Origin of the sequence: Subtercola vilae, from assembly GCF_004923255.1 — a bacterium.
GTDB lineage: Bacteria > Actinomycetota > Actinomycetes > Actinomycetales > Microbacteriaceae > Subtercola > Subtercola vilae.
Map to the genome: position 1 here is coordinate 138,481 of NZ_QYRT01000002.1, position 13,603 is coordinate 152,083.

The window sequence follows — 13,603 nt, forward strand, 5'->3', positions numbered from 1 at the left end:
CCGACAGAGTGGGGAAAGTCGAACGGGGTGGGCTAGTGCCCCATGCCGAGTCCGCCGTCGACGGGGATGACGGCGCCGCTGATGTACCCGGCATCGTCGGAGGCCAGCCAGGCCACCACGCGAGCGACCTCGGTAGGCGAAGCGAAGCGACCCGCGGGGATGCTCTTCTTGTATTCGGCCTGCAGAGCATCCGGGAGCTCGGCTGTCATCTCGGTCTCGATGAACCCGGGCGCGACCACGTTCGCCGTGATGCCGCGGGCCCCGAGCTCGCGCGTGATGGAGCGGGCGAGGCCCACGAGCCCGGCCTTCGACGCCGAATAGTTCACCTGGCCGGCCGAGCCGTACAGCCCGACAACGCTCGAAATCAAGATAACGCGGCCAAAGCGGGCCTTGAGCATGCCCTTCGACGCTCGCTTCACCACCCGGAATGCCCCCGTGAGGTTCGTGTCGATCACATCGGTGAAGTCGTCTTCGCTCATGCGCAGCAGCAGCATGTCGCGGGTCATGCCCGCGTTGGCGACCACGACTTCGACCGGGCCCAGGGCGGCTTCGACCTCGGTGAACGCGGCGTCGATCGAGGCGCTGTCGGTGACGTCGGCCCGTACCGTGAGTGCGCCGGCGGGCCCCTCGCCCGAGCGCGCTGTCACGGCCACGCGGTACCCCTGGGCGATGAACTCCTCTGCCAGCGAGAAGCCGATGCCGCGGTTGCCGCCGGTGATCAGAACCGTGCGGGGTGTCGTGGTGGGGGTCGTCATGCGAAGCCTTTCGTAAAGCCTGTCAACCCAGTCGATTCCTGAGCCGCGTACCAGCATACGAGAGCGGAGGGAAGCGTAGGCTGAGGGGTATCCGTTCACCCAAGGTGGCACATATGAAGCACGATTCACAGCAGCATTCCATTACCTCTCTTCCGCAGAACCGAGACCAAGAGCGCCACGCGCGCATGATCAGGTATTCGCTTGCCATGGGCATCCGTCTACTGTGCCTCGCAGGGCTGCTGTTCGTGCAGGGCTGGTGGCTGTTGGTGCTCGGCGTGGCCGCGGTGGTGTTGCCGTGGTTCGCGGTGGTCATCGCCAACACCGGCTCGAACACCCCGGGAACAATGCAGGCGCCCGGTGGCCAGATGGTGCCCGTCGGCCAGCCGCCGCTCTACACGGGCGGCCGCGAAACCGGGGGTCGGCCCGAGTGAGGATGCCTCTGCGGGTTCAGCCCGCGGTGGTGTCGCCTGACGTGTGCTTCCCCGCATGAGCCTGCTTGACGCGCTGGGTGGTGCGCCCGCGGTACACGAATGCTCCCGCGCCGGATGCCGCACCGCCGCCTCGTGGAGTATCGGGTGGCGAAACCCCAAGATTCACGGCTCTGACCGTGTGAAAGTGTGGGTGGCGTGCGACGAGCACGTCGATTTCCTGCGGGAGTTTCTGGCAGCGCGCGACTTCCCCCTCACCGTGGGGCCGCTCGGCTCGATCTCTGAAGCGGGCGCCCGCAGCCGGTAATACTGAATTAGTGTCATAATATCGGCGTGATGCTGTTGCACGTGGGCGACTGCCGGACATTTCCCTTGTAGAGCCCACGGTGGGCTCACGAAATGAGGGTCATGAGTCCGCCAGTCCATCCGCCGACGAACACGCAGACGGGTTCGTCGCCGAATCCGTCGGTCGAAGCGCGCTTCGAGCAGATCTACCTCGAGCACTACCGGGCCGTGCTGCGGTTCGTGCGCCGGCGTGCGCATCCACTTAACGTCGACGATATTGTGAGCGAGACGTTCACGGCCGCATGGGTTCGCCGGGCATCCGTGCCGTCGACGCCGCTGCCGTGGCTCTACACGACGGCCCGAAACGTGATGCTCAACTCCGCCCGCGGCACAGGTCGGCAGCGCGCCCTCGCTGTGCGCATGGCTTCGTTCGCCGCCGCGCCCCTCGACGAGGTCGATCACCTCGAACGTCGGCTCGACGTGCGGGCCGCGTTCAGCACGTTGCGCGTGGCTGACCAAGAGGTTCTGGCGCTCGACGTGTGGGAAGACCTCGATACCCGCTCGGCCGCCGCGGTGCTCGGATGCTCGCGCGCCTCCTACGCGAGGCGCCTCACCCGCGCCCGCCGCCGTCTCGCGGTGTTGCTCGAGCCGCCTCGAGGTAACCCGGCTCCGCTGCTCGCACCCGCGCCACCGACGCCACCGGTGCGCCCACCGAATTCCACACTTCAGCTCTCCCGTCAGGACCCTCTCTCGTGAACTCTCCCACCCCCCACACCGAGCTTCTCCGCGCTCTCGACCCCGCTCGTGAGACGCTCGACCTCACCCCGGCCGAACGCAGCCACCGCGACGCCCTTCTGGCCTCGCTCGTCGAAACCGCTTCGTCCATTCCCACCGCAGACCGCCCCCGCTGGGCACGCCACCCCCGCCGCACCATCTTCACCGCGGTCAGCGCCGCTGCCGCGCTCGCCCTCGTCACCGCCATCGCGATCACGGCGCTGCCCGGCGCCACGAACCCTCCGGCCGCCTCGTTCGCGCTCCCAGCGCACGGTTCGCTCGCGAGCTGGACCTCATCGCCTCAACACACCGACGCGAACCCGGCCGATGTCCAGGCATGCGCCTCGGCGCTCGGCTTCGACTCGAGCCCCGGGCATCCGGCAACCGCCCTCACCAGCGAGAAGCGCGGCGACTTCACCTCGCTCTTCATCGAGCAGGGCGCTTCAGACGGCTACTGCGTGCTCTCGGGTGGCACCGTCGAGAACTCGGTCAACTTCGCGGGTCTGAAAGCACACCCGCTGACCGACCCGAACTCGGCGAGCATCAGCGTCACACAGGGCGCCGAATGGATGTACGTGGTCTCCGGTCGCGCCGGTGCTAATGTGACTTCGCTCACGGTGACCAACCCCGACACCGGAGCCGCTGTCACAGCTGCCCTGGCGAAGGGTGTGTGGTCTGCGTGGTGGCCCGTGGGCGAAGGGTCTCGTGCCTGGGGGCCGACTGCGGGCGGTTACGCCGACGGCATTTCTATTTCGTACACCCTCATCGACGGCACCACTCATGTCTCCACGAATGCCTCAGACACCGGCTCTGACGATAGTACGTCGAACTTGACCGACAACCCGCCCGCCCTCGGCGCACTCCCGGGCTGGGCAGCCGGCGCTGCAGCGCTGACACCAACCCCGGCTGACGTCAACACCTGCGCAGCATCGGCTGCAGGCTGGCCTACGGGCTCGGCGAGCGTCGTCTTGGCTGAGACACGCGGCGGTTTCGAGTCGCTGTTGCTCGACAAAGACGGTGATCGTGCGTACTGCGTTCTCACCGCGGGTGCCGTCACCTGGTCGCGAGAATTGGGAACCATGCCCACGATCGACCCGCCAACCGGCTCATCCCCTGCGCCGGATGCTCCGACCGCCGCCCTCGTCATGGACGAGAGCGTTGACGGAGTGGTTCCCGGGACACGCATCTCCACGGCCCTCGGCACCGCCGACCCCGGCGTCACCGCGGTCACACTGCACCTCGCCGCCGGACACGACGTTCAGGCCACGGTTGCGAACGGCAGCTGGATGGCCTGGTGGCCCGAAGACGAAACAGCCGCCCTCAACGGCGCGGTCGTAGACGGCACCACGATCACCGCGAAGCCCGCGCCCGCCCCGACCTCGACCCCGGCACCAACGGACGCGCCCATTCCCGCCGGCCCGCCGACGCTGTCGTTCACCACGGCTGACGGCGTAGAACACACCCCGGTCAACTGACGCCCCGCCACCGCACAACGGCCCGCTCTGCGCACAAAGCACAGAACGGGCCGTCAGCCGGGCAGCAGGGCAACCGCTACGCGAGCTCGATCAGATCCTGATACTCCTTGTTCCAGTGGTCTTCGACGCCGTCGGGCAGAATCAGCACCCGCTCGGGGTTCAGCGCCATGACAGCGCCCTCGTCGTGCGAGACCAAGACCACGGCTCCGGCGTAGTTGGCCAGGGCATCCAGAATCTCTTCACGAGACGCGGGGTCGAGGTTGTTTGTGGGCTCGTCGAGCAGCAGCACGTTCGCGCCAGAGACCACGATCATGGCGAGGGCCAGCCGCGTCTTCTCGCCGCCTGAGAGCACGCCGGCGAGCTTGTGCGAGTCGTCACCGGTGAACAGGAACGAGCCGAGCACGCGCCGCGCCTCCATCTCGGTGAGGTTCGGCGACGACGACACCATGTTCTGCAGCACGCTGCGCTTCACATCGATGGTCTCGTGCTCCTGCGCGTAGTACCCGATGCGCAGGCCGAACCCGGGCTCGACCTTGCCTGTGTCGGGCTTGTCGATGCCCGCGAGAATGCGCAGCATGGTGGTCTTGCCGGCACCGTTGAAGCCGAGGATGACCACCTTCGACCCGCGGTCGATCGCGAGGTCGACCGCCGTGAAGATCTCGAGCGAACCGTAGCTCTTCGACAGATCAGAGGCCATCAGGGGCGTACGCCCACAGGCCACCGGGTCGGGAAAACGCAGTTTGGCAACGCGCTCCACCACGCGGGTCTCGTCGAGCCCCGACAGCATCTTCTCGGCGCGACGCACCATCTGGTGGGCGGCGGCGGCCTTCGAGGCCTTGGCCCCGAAGCGGGCGGCCTGCATCTGCAGCACGCCGGCCTTCTTTTCGACGTTGACGCGCTCTTTCTTGCGGCGCTCCTCATCGGAGGCGCGCTGGCGCAGGTAGTTCTTCCAGTTCATGTTGTAGATATCGATGACCGTGCGGTTCGCATCTAGGTAGAACACGCGGTTGACGGTCTCTTCGACGAGTGCCACGTCGTGGCTGATCACGATGAGGCCGCCCTGGAAGTTCTTCAGAAACTCCCGCAGCCACACCACCGAGTCGGCGTCGAGGTGGTTTGTCGGTTCGTCGAGCAGCATCGTGTCTGCGCCCGAGAAGAGGATGCGAGCGAGCTCGATACGGCGCCGCTGGCCACCCGAGAGGGTTGAGAGCGGCTGGTCGAGGATATGGTCGGGCAGGCTGAGGTTCGACGCGATGGAGGCGGCTTCGGCCTCGGCCGAGTACCCGCCGAGCGCGTTGAAACGGTCGTCGAGGCTGCCGTACTTCTTCATGGCCTTGGCAACGACCGCCGGGTCGCTCGAGGCCATGTCGAGCTGCGACTGCTGCATCTGCAGCACGATCTGGCCGAGGTCGCGGGCATCCAGAATGCGCGTGCGGGCGAGGTCTTCGGGGTTGCCCGAGCGGGGGTCTTGCGGCAGATAGCCGATCTGGCCGGTCATCTCGATGCGGCCGCCGTCGGGCTTCAGCTCGCCCGCGAGGGTCTTCGTGAGAGTGGTCTTACCGGCACCGTTTCGCCCCACCAGCCCCACCTTGTCGCCGGCAGAAATGCGAAAATTCACGTCTTCCATCAGAACCCGGGCGCCAACACGTAGCTCAAGGTCATGCACACTGAGCACAGGAGTAGTCCAATTCTTTCGTCACATCTCTATGACAGGGGTGGGGGGATGTCACCCTAGTATAAAACGTGAGCCCTGTCTCTTATTCCTTTCACGGCTTTCGGATGCCCCACTCACCCCGCTCGTACGGGATCTCACAGAGGAGACACATGTCGAATTCGACACTGGCCCACACCCGCCCCACCCTGGCAGACCGGGTCATTCCGCGTTCGCTCGTCACCGACGCCGCACTGGTTCTCGGAGGGGCGGCCTTCACCGGTATCCTCGCTCAGCTCGCCATTCCGCTCTGGCCCGTGCCGATCACCGGTCAGACGCTCGCGGTTCTGCTCGTGGGCAGTTCGCTCGGCATGCTGCGCGGCGCTCTCGCGATGGTGGTCTACGCGGTCATCGGCATCATCGGCGTGCCGTGGTTCAGCGAGGGCAGTTCGGGCGTGCACATCATCGCCGGGCCGACCGGCGGGTACATCATCGGCTTCATCGCCGCCGCAGCCCTCACCGGCTGGGTGGCACAGCGCGCGTGGGACCACAAGTTCGTCGGGGCCTTCATCTCCTTCGCCGGCGGCACCATCGTCACCTTCGCCATCGGCATGGCCTGGCTCGCAGCCGTTCTCGGCCTCAACCTGCAGCAGACGCTGAACGGCGGGCTGTACCCCTTCATTGTGGGCGGCATCGTCAAGGCCGTCATCGCGGCGGCGCTCATTCCTCTCGCGTGGAAGTTCGTCACCCGCTTCGCCAAGAAGTAGCGCGCCCGGCGCCCAGCGCCCAGCGCACGAAAAAGCCCCCGCCCGGTCATCCGGTAGCGGGGGCTTTCTCGTTGTCTGAATAGCTGGCTGAAGCCTAAATACTGAACCCGAGCGCCCGCATCATGTCGCGGCCGTCGTCAGTGATCTTGTCGGGGCCCCACGGCGGCATCCACACCCAGTTGATGCGAAATGCGTCAACGACGCCGTCGAGCGCCTCGGCGGTCTGCTCTTCGAGCACGTCGGTGAGCGGGCATCCGGCACTCGTCAGGGTCATCGAGATGACGAGAGCGGTGTTCTCCTCATCCCAGCCGAGGTCGTAGATGAGGCCGAGGTCGACAACGTTGATGCCGAGCTCCGGATCCATGACGTCTTTGAGCGCCTCTTCGACCTGGTCGAACTTCGCGGGTTCCAGTGTGGTGACCATACGAAAATTCTACGCCGACTCTAGGCGTCGACGGCGGCTGAGGCCGCGATCGCTTCGGCGTTGGCCGCAACATACACGTCGTAGCCCTCGTTCTCGAGCTGAACGGCCAGTTCAGGCCCGCCCGACTCGACAACCTTGCCCGCGACGAACACGTGCACGAAGTCAGGGGTGATGTACTTCAGGATGCGGTTGTAGTGAGTGATGAGCAGCACACCCAGATCGGTGTTCTCCTTCGCGCGGTTCACACCCTCTGAGACGATCTTCAGCGCGTCGACGTCGAGGCCGGAGTCGGTCTCGTCGAGAACGGCGAACTTCGGCTTCAGCAGTTCGAGCTGCAGAATCTCGTTGCGCTTCTTCTCGCCGCCCGAGAAGCCCTCGTTCACGTTGCGCTCGGCGAACGTGCGATCCATGCGGAGCGCCTCCATCGAGCTCCGAACGTCTTTCACCCAGGTGCGGATGGGCGGGGCGACGCCGTCGATTGCGGTCTTCGCGGTGCGCAAGAAGTTGGTCACCGTGACACCGGGAATCTCCACCGGGTACTGCATGGCCAGAAAAAGACCGGCCCGCGCGCGAGCATCCACGGTCAGGGTTGTCATCTCGACGCCGTCGAGCAGAATCGAACCGCTCGTGATCTGGTACTTGGGATGCCCGGCGATCGCATACGCGAGCGTCGACTTGCCCGAGCCATTCGGCCCCATGATGGCGTGTGTCTCACCCTGGTTGATGGTGAGGTTCACCCCGCGCAGAATCTGCTTGGGGCCCTGTTCGGTCTCGACGCTGACGTGCAGGTCGCGAATTTCTAGTACTGACATTATGAGATTTCTTTGGTAGTTGAGGGGTCGATGTAGATGTCTCCGTCGACGATGGTGAGTTCGTAGACGGGTACCGGCTCGTAGGCCGGCAGAGTGAGGGGCTTGCCCGTGGTGAGCGAGAATTTCGAGCCGTGCGCCCAGCATTCGAGCGTGTCGCCCTCGACGAAACCTTCGGCCAGCGAGATGTCGCCGTGCGTGCAGGTGTCGCCGATGGCGAAGCACTGGCCCGAGCTGTCTTTGACGAGCGCGATGGCCACGCCGTCGATTTCAACGCGGAGCGCCTCGTTCATGTTCAGTTCGTCGACCGAACAGATCTTCACAGCGGCCATCAGACGGCACCGACCGTGAGAGTCAGTTCGGCTTCGACGGCTGCGCTGAGGCGTGCTTCGACGCTCTCTGCGCCGATCTGCTGGATGATCTCGGCCAGGAACCCGCGAACAACGAGCCTGCGTGCCTCTTCTTCGCTGATGCCCCGCGACTGCAGGTAGAACAGCTGCTCATCGTCGAAGCGGCCGGTCGAGCTGGCGTGGCCAGCTCCGATGATGTTGCCGGTCTCGATCTCGAGGTTCGGAATCGAGTCGGCGCGGGTGCCTTCGCTCAACACGAGGTTGCGGTTCTCCTCGTAGCTGTCGGTGCCGTTGGCGCTCTGGCGAATCAGCACGTCGCCGACCCAGACCGAGTGCGCGCCCTCGCCCTGCAGCGCGCCCTTGTACTTGACGCGCGAACGCGAGTTCTCGGCTTCGTGGTCGATGTACACGCGCTGCTCGAGGTGTTGGCCGGCGTCGGCGAAGTACAGCCCGTACGCCTCCGTTGAGCTGCCCTGTTCAGACAGGTGGATGCTCGGATTCACCCGCACCACAGCCCCGCCCAGTGACACCACGATGTGGCGCAGGCTCGCGTCGCGACCCACCTGGGCGAAGTGGCTTGCCACGTGCAGGGCGGAATCGTTCCACTGCTGCACAGACACCACCGTGAGGTGGGCGCCCTCCTTCACCACGATCTCGACGTTCTCGGTGAGCTGGGCGTCGCCGCTGTTCTGCAGGATGACCAGGCCGCGACTGTTCGGCCGAGCGGTGATCACCGTGTGCGCGGCGCGTGCCGTCTCACCGAGACCGTCGCGGGTGAGCACGAACGGGGCCGTCGGTTCTTCGCCGGTGACCTCGATGGCGAGAGCCTTCTCGAAGCCCGACCACGCGTTTGCGCTGGCCTTGTCTTCGGGCAGGCCCGCGCTGCCGACGCGAGGGTCGGTGCGGTCGATCCACAGCAGCTCGAAGCCGTCGACGGGCTGCTCGAGCGCGGGCTCGAACGGCGAGCCGTCGAGCTCGCCCGAGATCAGGCCGGTGATGCGCTTGATCGGGGTGAGCTTCCAGTCGACCTCGTGGCCCGTTGGCTCGTCGAAGTCGACCACGTTCGGCGAGGTGTAGCGCTCAGAACGGGTCTGAACGGGCCTCTCCGACCAGGCGCCGTCGGTGTGCGACTTCGACCCCATCGGTTCACCGCGGTGACCACCGGGTGTCGAGATGCGCTCGGTTCCGCTTCCGCTTTCGGGCGCGGTCGTATTGGATGGTGCGACTGCAGACATTTAGCCGACAGGTCCTTTCGGCGGAACGAGACAGGTCATCCGACGCTGCCTTCCATTCCCATTTCGATGAGCTTGTTCAGTTCGAGGGCATACTCCATGGGCAGCTCGCGCGCGATGGGTTCGATGAACCCGCGCACGATCATGGCCATGGCTTCGTCTTCGGGCAGGCCGCGGCTCATCAGGTAGAAGAGCTGCTCCTCACTGACCCGGGAGACCGTTGCCTCGTGGCCGAGCTGTACATCATCCACCCGGATGTCGATGGCGGGGTACGTGTCAGACCGAGATTGAGTGTCGACCAACAGCGCGTCGCAGCGAACCGTGTTCGCCGAGTGGTGCGCATTCTCAGCGACCCTCACTTCACCGCGGTACCCCGCACGACCGCCGCCACGGGCGATCGACTTCGAGACGATCGACGACTGCGTGTACGGTGCCATGTGGATCATCTTCGCGCCGGCGTCTTGGTGCTGGCCGGGGCCCGCGAACGCGACCGAGAGGGTCTCACCCTTGGCGTGTTCGCCGACCAGGTAGATCGACGGGTACTTCATGGTGACCTTCGAGCCGATGTTGCCGTCGATCCACTCCATGGTCGCGCCCTCGTGCGCAATAGCGCGCTTGGTGACCAGGTTGTAGACGTTGTTCGACCAGTTCTGGATCGTCGTGTACCGAACGCGGGCGTTCTTCTTCACGATGATCTCGACCACGGCCGAGTGCAGCGAGTCGCTCTTGTAGATGGGGGCGGTGCAGCCCTCGATGTAGTGAACGTACGAGCCTTCGTCGGCGATGATCAACGTGCGCTCGAACTGGCCCATGTTCTCGGTGTTGATACGGAAGTAGGCCTGCAGCGGAATCTCGACGTGCACGTTCTTCGGAACGTAGACGAATGATCCACCCGACCAGACGGCCGTGTTGAGCGCTGCGAACTTGTTGTCACCGCTCGGGATGACCGTACCGAAGTACTCGTCGAAGAACTCGGGGTGTTCGCGAAGTGCCGTGTCGGTGTCCATGAAGATGACGCCCTGGGCCTCGAGGTCTTCACGAATGGTGTGGTAGACCACCTCGGACTCGTACTGTGCAGCGACACCGGAGACGAGGCGCTGGCGCTCCGCCTCGGGGATGCCGAGCTTCTCGTACGTGTTCTTGATGTCGTCGGGCAGGTCTTCCCAGCTCTGGGCTTGCTTCTCGGTCGATCGTACGAAGTACTTGATGTTGTCGAAGTCGATGCCGGAAAGGTCAGCTCCCCACGTCGGCATGGGCTTCCGCTCGAAGATCTGCAATGCCTTCAGGCGGTTCTTGAGCATCCACTCAGGTTCGCTCTTCAGCGTTGAGATACCGGTGACCACTTCGGGCGAGATGCCGCGTTTCGCGATAGCGCCCGCGGCATCGGAGTCGGACCACCCGAACTCGTACACCCCCAGGTTCTGCAGTTCTGGCCGGTCGATGAGTACGTCTGTCATGACTTCTCCCTTCCTCTCACTCTGTCAACACGTCGAGTTGTGCGGGAATTCCACGAAGCGTAGAACTCGCAGGCTCTGTACTTAGAATGAAACCGAGAAACTGCAGCTTCGTCGCCGCCTCGTGTGAAACCCTTACGCCTCGTGGCGCGGATTCTCGACCTCTCAACTCTATCGGCACCCGAGGCCGCGATGAAGAGACCCCGGGTCTTTCGCAGCAATTCGCGGCCATGTGTTATGCAATCGCATCAGAATGAAGGGCTCAACCCGTCGTGAACCGCTTGCTCTCCCGGTTAGCCGCCGTGCTCCCTGCCCGCATCGACGGTCGTGTTCGTCTGTTGGCGTGGGCGTCGCTCGTGGTGCAGATCATCCTGGTGGGCACGGGCGGTGCGGTTCGCCTGACCGGTTCCGGCCTCGGATGCCCCACCTGGCCCCAGTGCACCGCGGGCTCCTTCGTGTCGACACCGGAGATGGGTGTGCACGGAATCATCGAGTTCACCAACCGACTGCTGACGTTCGTCATTGTGATCATCGCGATTCTCGTCTTCGTCGCCGTGCTCCGGATGCGCCGCGAACGTCGCGATCTGTTCGTTCTGACTCTGCTGCAGGGCCTCTCGATCCCGCTGCAGGCGGTCATCGGTGGCATCACCGTTCTCACCGGGCTGAACCCGTACATCGTGGGCGTGCACTTCGTCATCTCGATCGGGCTCGTCGTCGTCACCACCATGCTCGTCTACCGCGTCTACTTCGGCCCGCGCAGCGCACTCGGCATCGCCCGTGCCGAGGCCGGCGCCGTCGACGCGCGTTCGAGTGCGCTCGTCGCGTCGCTGTTGCCTTCCGGCCGCGACCGTGCCTCGGCCTCCCGCACTGGTGTTGGCACAGCGGTGGCTGCCGAAGGCGCAGGTCTCTCCCTCGTCGTTCCCATCTGGTACCTGCGCATCTCGCAGGTCACGGCCGTCTTCGTGGGCCTCACCGTCATCATGGGCATCCTCACGACCGGGTCAGGCCCGCACGCTGGCGACGCGAACACCCCGCGCAACGGCCTCAACACCGACGTCATGGAACACATCCACAGCTACCCGGCCTACGCCACCTTCGCGCTCACCCTCGTTCTCGTCATCGTCGCCCTCGCCCTGCGGCTCCCCCGCCGCTGGCCTGTCACCCTGCTGATCATCGAGGTCGTGCAAATCGCCGTGGGGCTCACCCAGTCGCGCCTCGGCCTGCCGCCTGCCCTCGTCGTGGCGCACATGATCCTCGCTGCCACCCTCGTGGCCGCCATGACCGCCACCCTCCTCGCCCAACGCTCCCGCGCCACGGCCCCCTTTACTTCCGCGGATTCGGCCGCCCCGTTCGCCTCGACCTCAGGAAAGTCGATCGACTTTCCCCAGAACGTCGCCTGACCCTCCCCCGCCCGACATTCTGGGCAAACTCGACCTGCGTCAAATGGGTTGCGTGGGCGCCAGGGGGCGGGTGTGTCGGCCCGCGGGAGTGGGGGTCCAGCCCGCACGCCTGAGGGCGAGCTCGATGCGGGCGACGGTGAGAGTCGGTGTGACGAAGAGTGCGTGTTTGCGAAAGCGCAGCAGACTCCAGCCGTCGAGGTGAAAACGCTCGAGCCTCAGCATGTCCCTGTCGTACTGAGTGTCGTCGGTTCGGTGGTGGTCGCCGTCGTACTCGACGATGACCTTCCATCGACGGTAGACCAAGTCGGCACGACCGATCTCGGCTCCGACCCCGTGCAGATGTGCTCTGGGGCTCCGGATGCCCGGCTCTTGCCGCGGCCACGAAACGTCTGCACGTGCGAGGCCAGCTCCTCGAGCGTCGCGTAGGGCCTCACCTCGCCCCGGGTGGCGTACACGGGCTGGTGTGCGAAGTAGTCCCCCACTGCATGTCGATGAAGCACTTCGTCGGATGCGCCCGACACCTCATTAGGCACGCGCCGCTCGCGAACGCTGTAGTGCGGGGCCGCGAGGTCACCTCGGCGTAACCGCTCGACGCCGACCCCGGCAGCCCGAGCCAGGCGAGGCGCGACCCCGAAAAAGCTATCCACAGCGCGCACGCGCTCCCCGAGCATCCACTTTCCCAACAACGTCGCTACGAGGTGTCAGAACCGACGATCTGGGGAAACCCGACTCTCACGCTCGGGAAAAGGGAGCGCGAAAGTGTTCAGAAGAAGAAGCTGCTCAGAACGAGAACGGGAAGATACGCAGCAGCGGGTCGATGGCGATGGCCAGAAAGAGGATGGTCAGGTACGTGATCGACGCGTGGAACACGCGCATCGGCCGAACCTCGGTGTGGTGAATCGCGGTGTTGTAGAGCCGGTGCGTTTCGTAGATGAACCAGCCACCAGCTGCCACCGCCGCGACCGAATAGACGATGCCCATCGACGCCACCGGCACGAGCAGTAGCGAGCACGCCACCGTCGCCCACGCGTACAGAATGGTCTGCAGCCCGACGACCGCGCGGCCACGGATGACGGCCAGCATGGGCACGCCGACCGACTTGTAGTCGTCGCGGTACCGCATCGACAGCGGCCAGTAGTGCGGCGGGGTCCAGAGAAAGATCACGCCGAACAGAATCCAGGCCGGCCAGTCGAGCGAGTTCGTGACGGCAGCCCAGCCGATGAGCACCGGCATACAGCCCGCGGTGCCACCCCAGATGATGTTCTGCGCCGTGTGCCGTTTCAGGATGATCGTGTAGACGACCGCGTACAAGAAGATTGCGATGACCGACAGCAGCGCGGCGAACCAGTTGACGAGCAACCCGAACCACAGCGTCGACACCACGGCCAGAACCCACGCGAACACCAGTGCCTGTCGGTCGGTGAGCTCACCGGTGACGAGCGGGCGACCCTGGGTGCGGTTCATGACGCGGTCGATGTCGCGGTCGACGTAGCAGTTGAACGCCCCGGCGCTGCCGGCGCTGAGCGCACCACCGATGAGCGTCGCCAGAACGAGCCACAGGTTCGGGATGCCCCCTTGGGCCAGAATCATGACGGGAGCAGTGGTCACGAGCAGCAGTTCCATGACCCGCGGCTTGGTGAGCGCTATGTAGGCCCTGACTTTCTGCCCCGCAGAAATTCGCGGACGCCCGAGTCGACCCTCTACAGCTACGTCCATTGCTCCTCTAACTGCGTTTGACATACCTCTAGCAGTCTAGGCGAACGCTTGTTGAAGCGATGTCAAGTGTCAGGGTTCGGTAC

The 13,603-nt window shown here is 65.1% G+C and carries 15 protein-coding genes; 6 read left to right on the top strand and 9 right to left on the bottom strand.

The genetic code is table 11. The features are described 5' to 3' along the window. Positions 1-32: 32 nt before the first annotated feature. Entirely contained in the window at positions 33-755 is a 723-nt protein-coding gene (gene fabG / locus D4765_RS01640) for a 3-oxoacyl-ACP reductase FabG (protein ID WP_136640478.1), read from the bottom strand. 113 nt (positions 756-868) lie between these two features. Between fabG and D4765_RS01645 the strand changes: the two genes are divergently transcribed. The 4 genes from D4765_RS01645 to D4765_RS01660 all read left to right on the top strand — a co-directional run bounded on the left by D4765_RS01645 (position 869) and on the right by D4765_RS01660 (position 3,717). Continuing rightward, entirely contained in the window at positions 869-1,186 is a 318-nt protein-coding gene (locus D4765_RS01645) for a DUF3099 domain-containing protein (RefSeq protein ID WP_136640479.1), read from the top strand. A gap of 55 nt (positions 1,187-1,241) precedes the next feature. Continuing rightward, positions 1,242-1,490, top strand: a complete 249-nt coding sequence (locus D4765_RS01650) for a hypothetical protein (RefSeq protein WP_136640480.1) — start codon at positions 1,242-1,244, stop codon at positions 1,488-1,490. Positions 1,491-1,591: 101 nt separating this feature from the next. After that, the gene (locus D4765_RS01655; protein ID WP_136640481.1) at positions 1,592-2,224 is read left to right on the top strand and encodes an RNA polymerase sigma factor; all 633 of its coding nucleotides are present in this window, start codon (positions 1,592-1,594) and stop codon (positions 2,222-2,224) included. Continuing rightward, positions 2,221-3,717 carry a hypothetical protein gene (locus D4765_RS01660; RefSeq protein WP_136640482.1) on the top strand — a complete coding sequence of 499 codons (1,497 nt, stop codon included), beginning with the start codon at positions 2,221-2,223 and terminating at the stop codon, positions 3,715-3,717. Before D4765_RS01655 ends, D4765_RS01660 begins: the two co-directional genes overlap by 4 nt. Positions 3,718-3,793: 76 nt before the next feature. Here the strand turns inward: D4765_RS01660 and D4765_RS01665 are convergent, their stop codons facing one another. Then, on the bottom strand, positions 3,794-5,392 hold the full coding sequence (locus D4765_RS01665; RefSeq protein WP_136640483.1) for an ABC-F family ATP-binding cassette domain-containing protein: 1,599 nt from the start codon (positions 5,390-5,392) through the stop codon (positions 3,794-3,796). Between the two features lie 149 nt (positions 5,393-5,541). On the opposite strand from D4765_RS01665, the gene D4765_RS01670 reads away from it, so the two are divergent. After that, positions 5,542-6,135: a biotin transporter BioY gene (locus D4765_RS01670; protein WP_136640484.1), complete on the top strand. Its 594-nt coding sequence runs from the start codon at positions 5,542-5,544 to the stop codon at positions 6,133-6,135. Positions 6,136-6,229: 94 nt separating this feature from the next. On the opposite strand, the gene D4765_RS01675 is transcribed toward D4765_RS01670, so the two are convergent. From D4765_RS01675 to sufB, 5 genes are all read right to left on the bottom strand, one after another. Further along, positions 6,230-6,559, bottom strand: coding sequence for a metal-sulfur cluster assembly factor (locus tag D4765_RS01675; protein WP_136640485.1), 330 nt, complete (start codon positions 6,557-6,559; stop codon positions 6,230-6,232). A gap of 20 nt (positions 6,560-6,579) precedes the next feature. Beyond that, complete coding sequence (gene sufC, locus D4765_RS01680) at positions 6,580-7,371, bottom strand: Fe-S cluster assembly ATPase SufC (RefSeq protein ID WP_136640486.1); 792 nt, start codon at positions 7,369-7,371, stop codon at positions 6,580-6,582. Continuing rightward, positions 7,371-7,700, bottom strand: a complete 330-nt coding sequence (locus tag D4765_RS01685) for a non-heme iron oxygenase ferredoxin subunit (RefSeq protein ID WP_136640487.1) — start codon at positions 7,698-7,700, stop codon at positions 7,371-7,373. Before D4765_RS01685 ends, sufC begins: the two co-directional genes overlap by 1 nt. After that, positions 7,700-8,860, bottom strand: a complete 1,161-nt coding sequence (sufD, locus tag D4765_RS01690) for a Fe-S cluster assembly protein SufD (protein ID WP_136640531.1) — start codon at positions 8,858-8,860, stop codon at positions 7,700-7,702. Before sufD ends, D4765_RS01685 begins: the two co-directional genes overlap by 1 nt. 128 nt (positions 8,861-8,988) lie before the next feature. Further along, entirely contained in the window at positions 8,989-10,407 is a 1,419-nt protein-coding gene (gene sufB / locus D4765_RS01695) for a Fe-S cluster assembly protein SufB (RefSeq protein WP_136640488.1), read from the bottom strand. A 269-nt stretch (positions 10,408-10,676) separates the two neighbouring features. On the opposite strand from sufB, the gene D4765_RS01700 reads away from it, so the two are divergent. After that, positions 10,677-11,804, top strand: a complete 1,128-nt coding sequence (locus D4765_RS01700; protein ID WP_136640489.1) for a COX15/CtaA family protein — start codon at positions 10,677-10,679, stop codon at positions 11,802-11,804. Positions 11,805-11,843: 39 nt separating this feature from the next. Here D4765_RS01700 and D4765_RS19405 read toward each other — a convergent pair whose 3' ends face one another. Both D4765_RS19405 and D4765_RS01710 read right to left on the bottom strand, forming a co-directional pair. Continuing rightward, positions 11,844-12,107, bottom strand: a complete 264-nt coding sequence (locus D4765_RS19405) for a DUF559 domain-containing protein (protein WP_201799199.1) — start codon at positions 12,105-12,107, stop codon at positions 11,844-11,846. 477 nt (positions 12,108-12,584) lie between these two features. Continuing rightward, the gene (locus D4765_RS01710; protein WP_136640491.1) at positions 12,585-13,520 is read right to left on the bottom strand and encodes a heme o synthase; all 936 of its coding nucleotides are present in this window, start codon (positions 13,518-13,520) and stop codon (positions 12,585-12,587) included. Between the last annotated feature and the right edge of the window lie 83 nt (positions 13,521-13,603).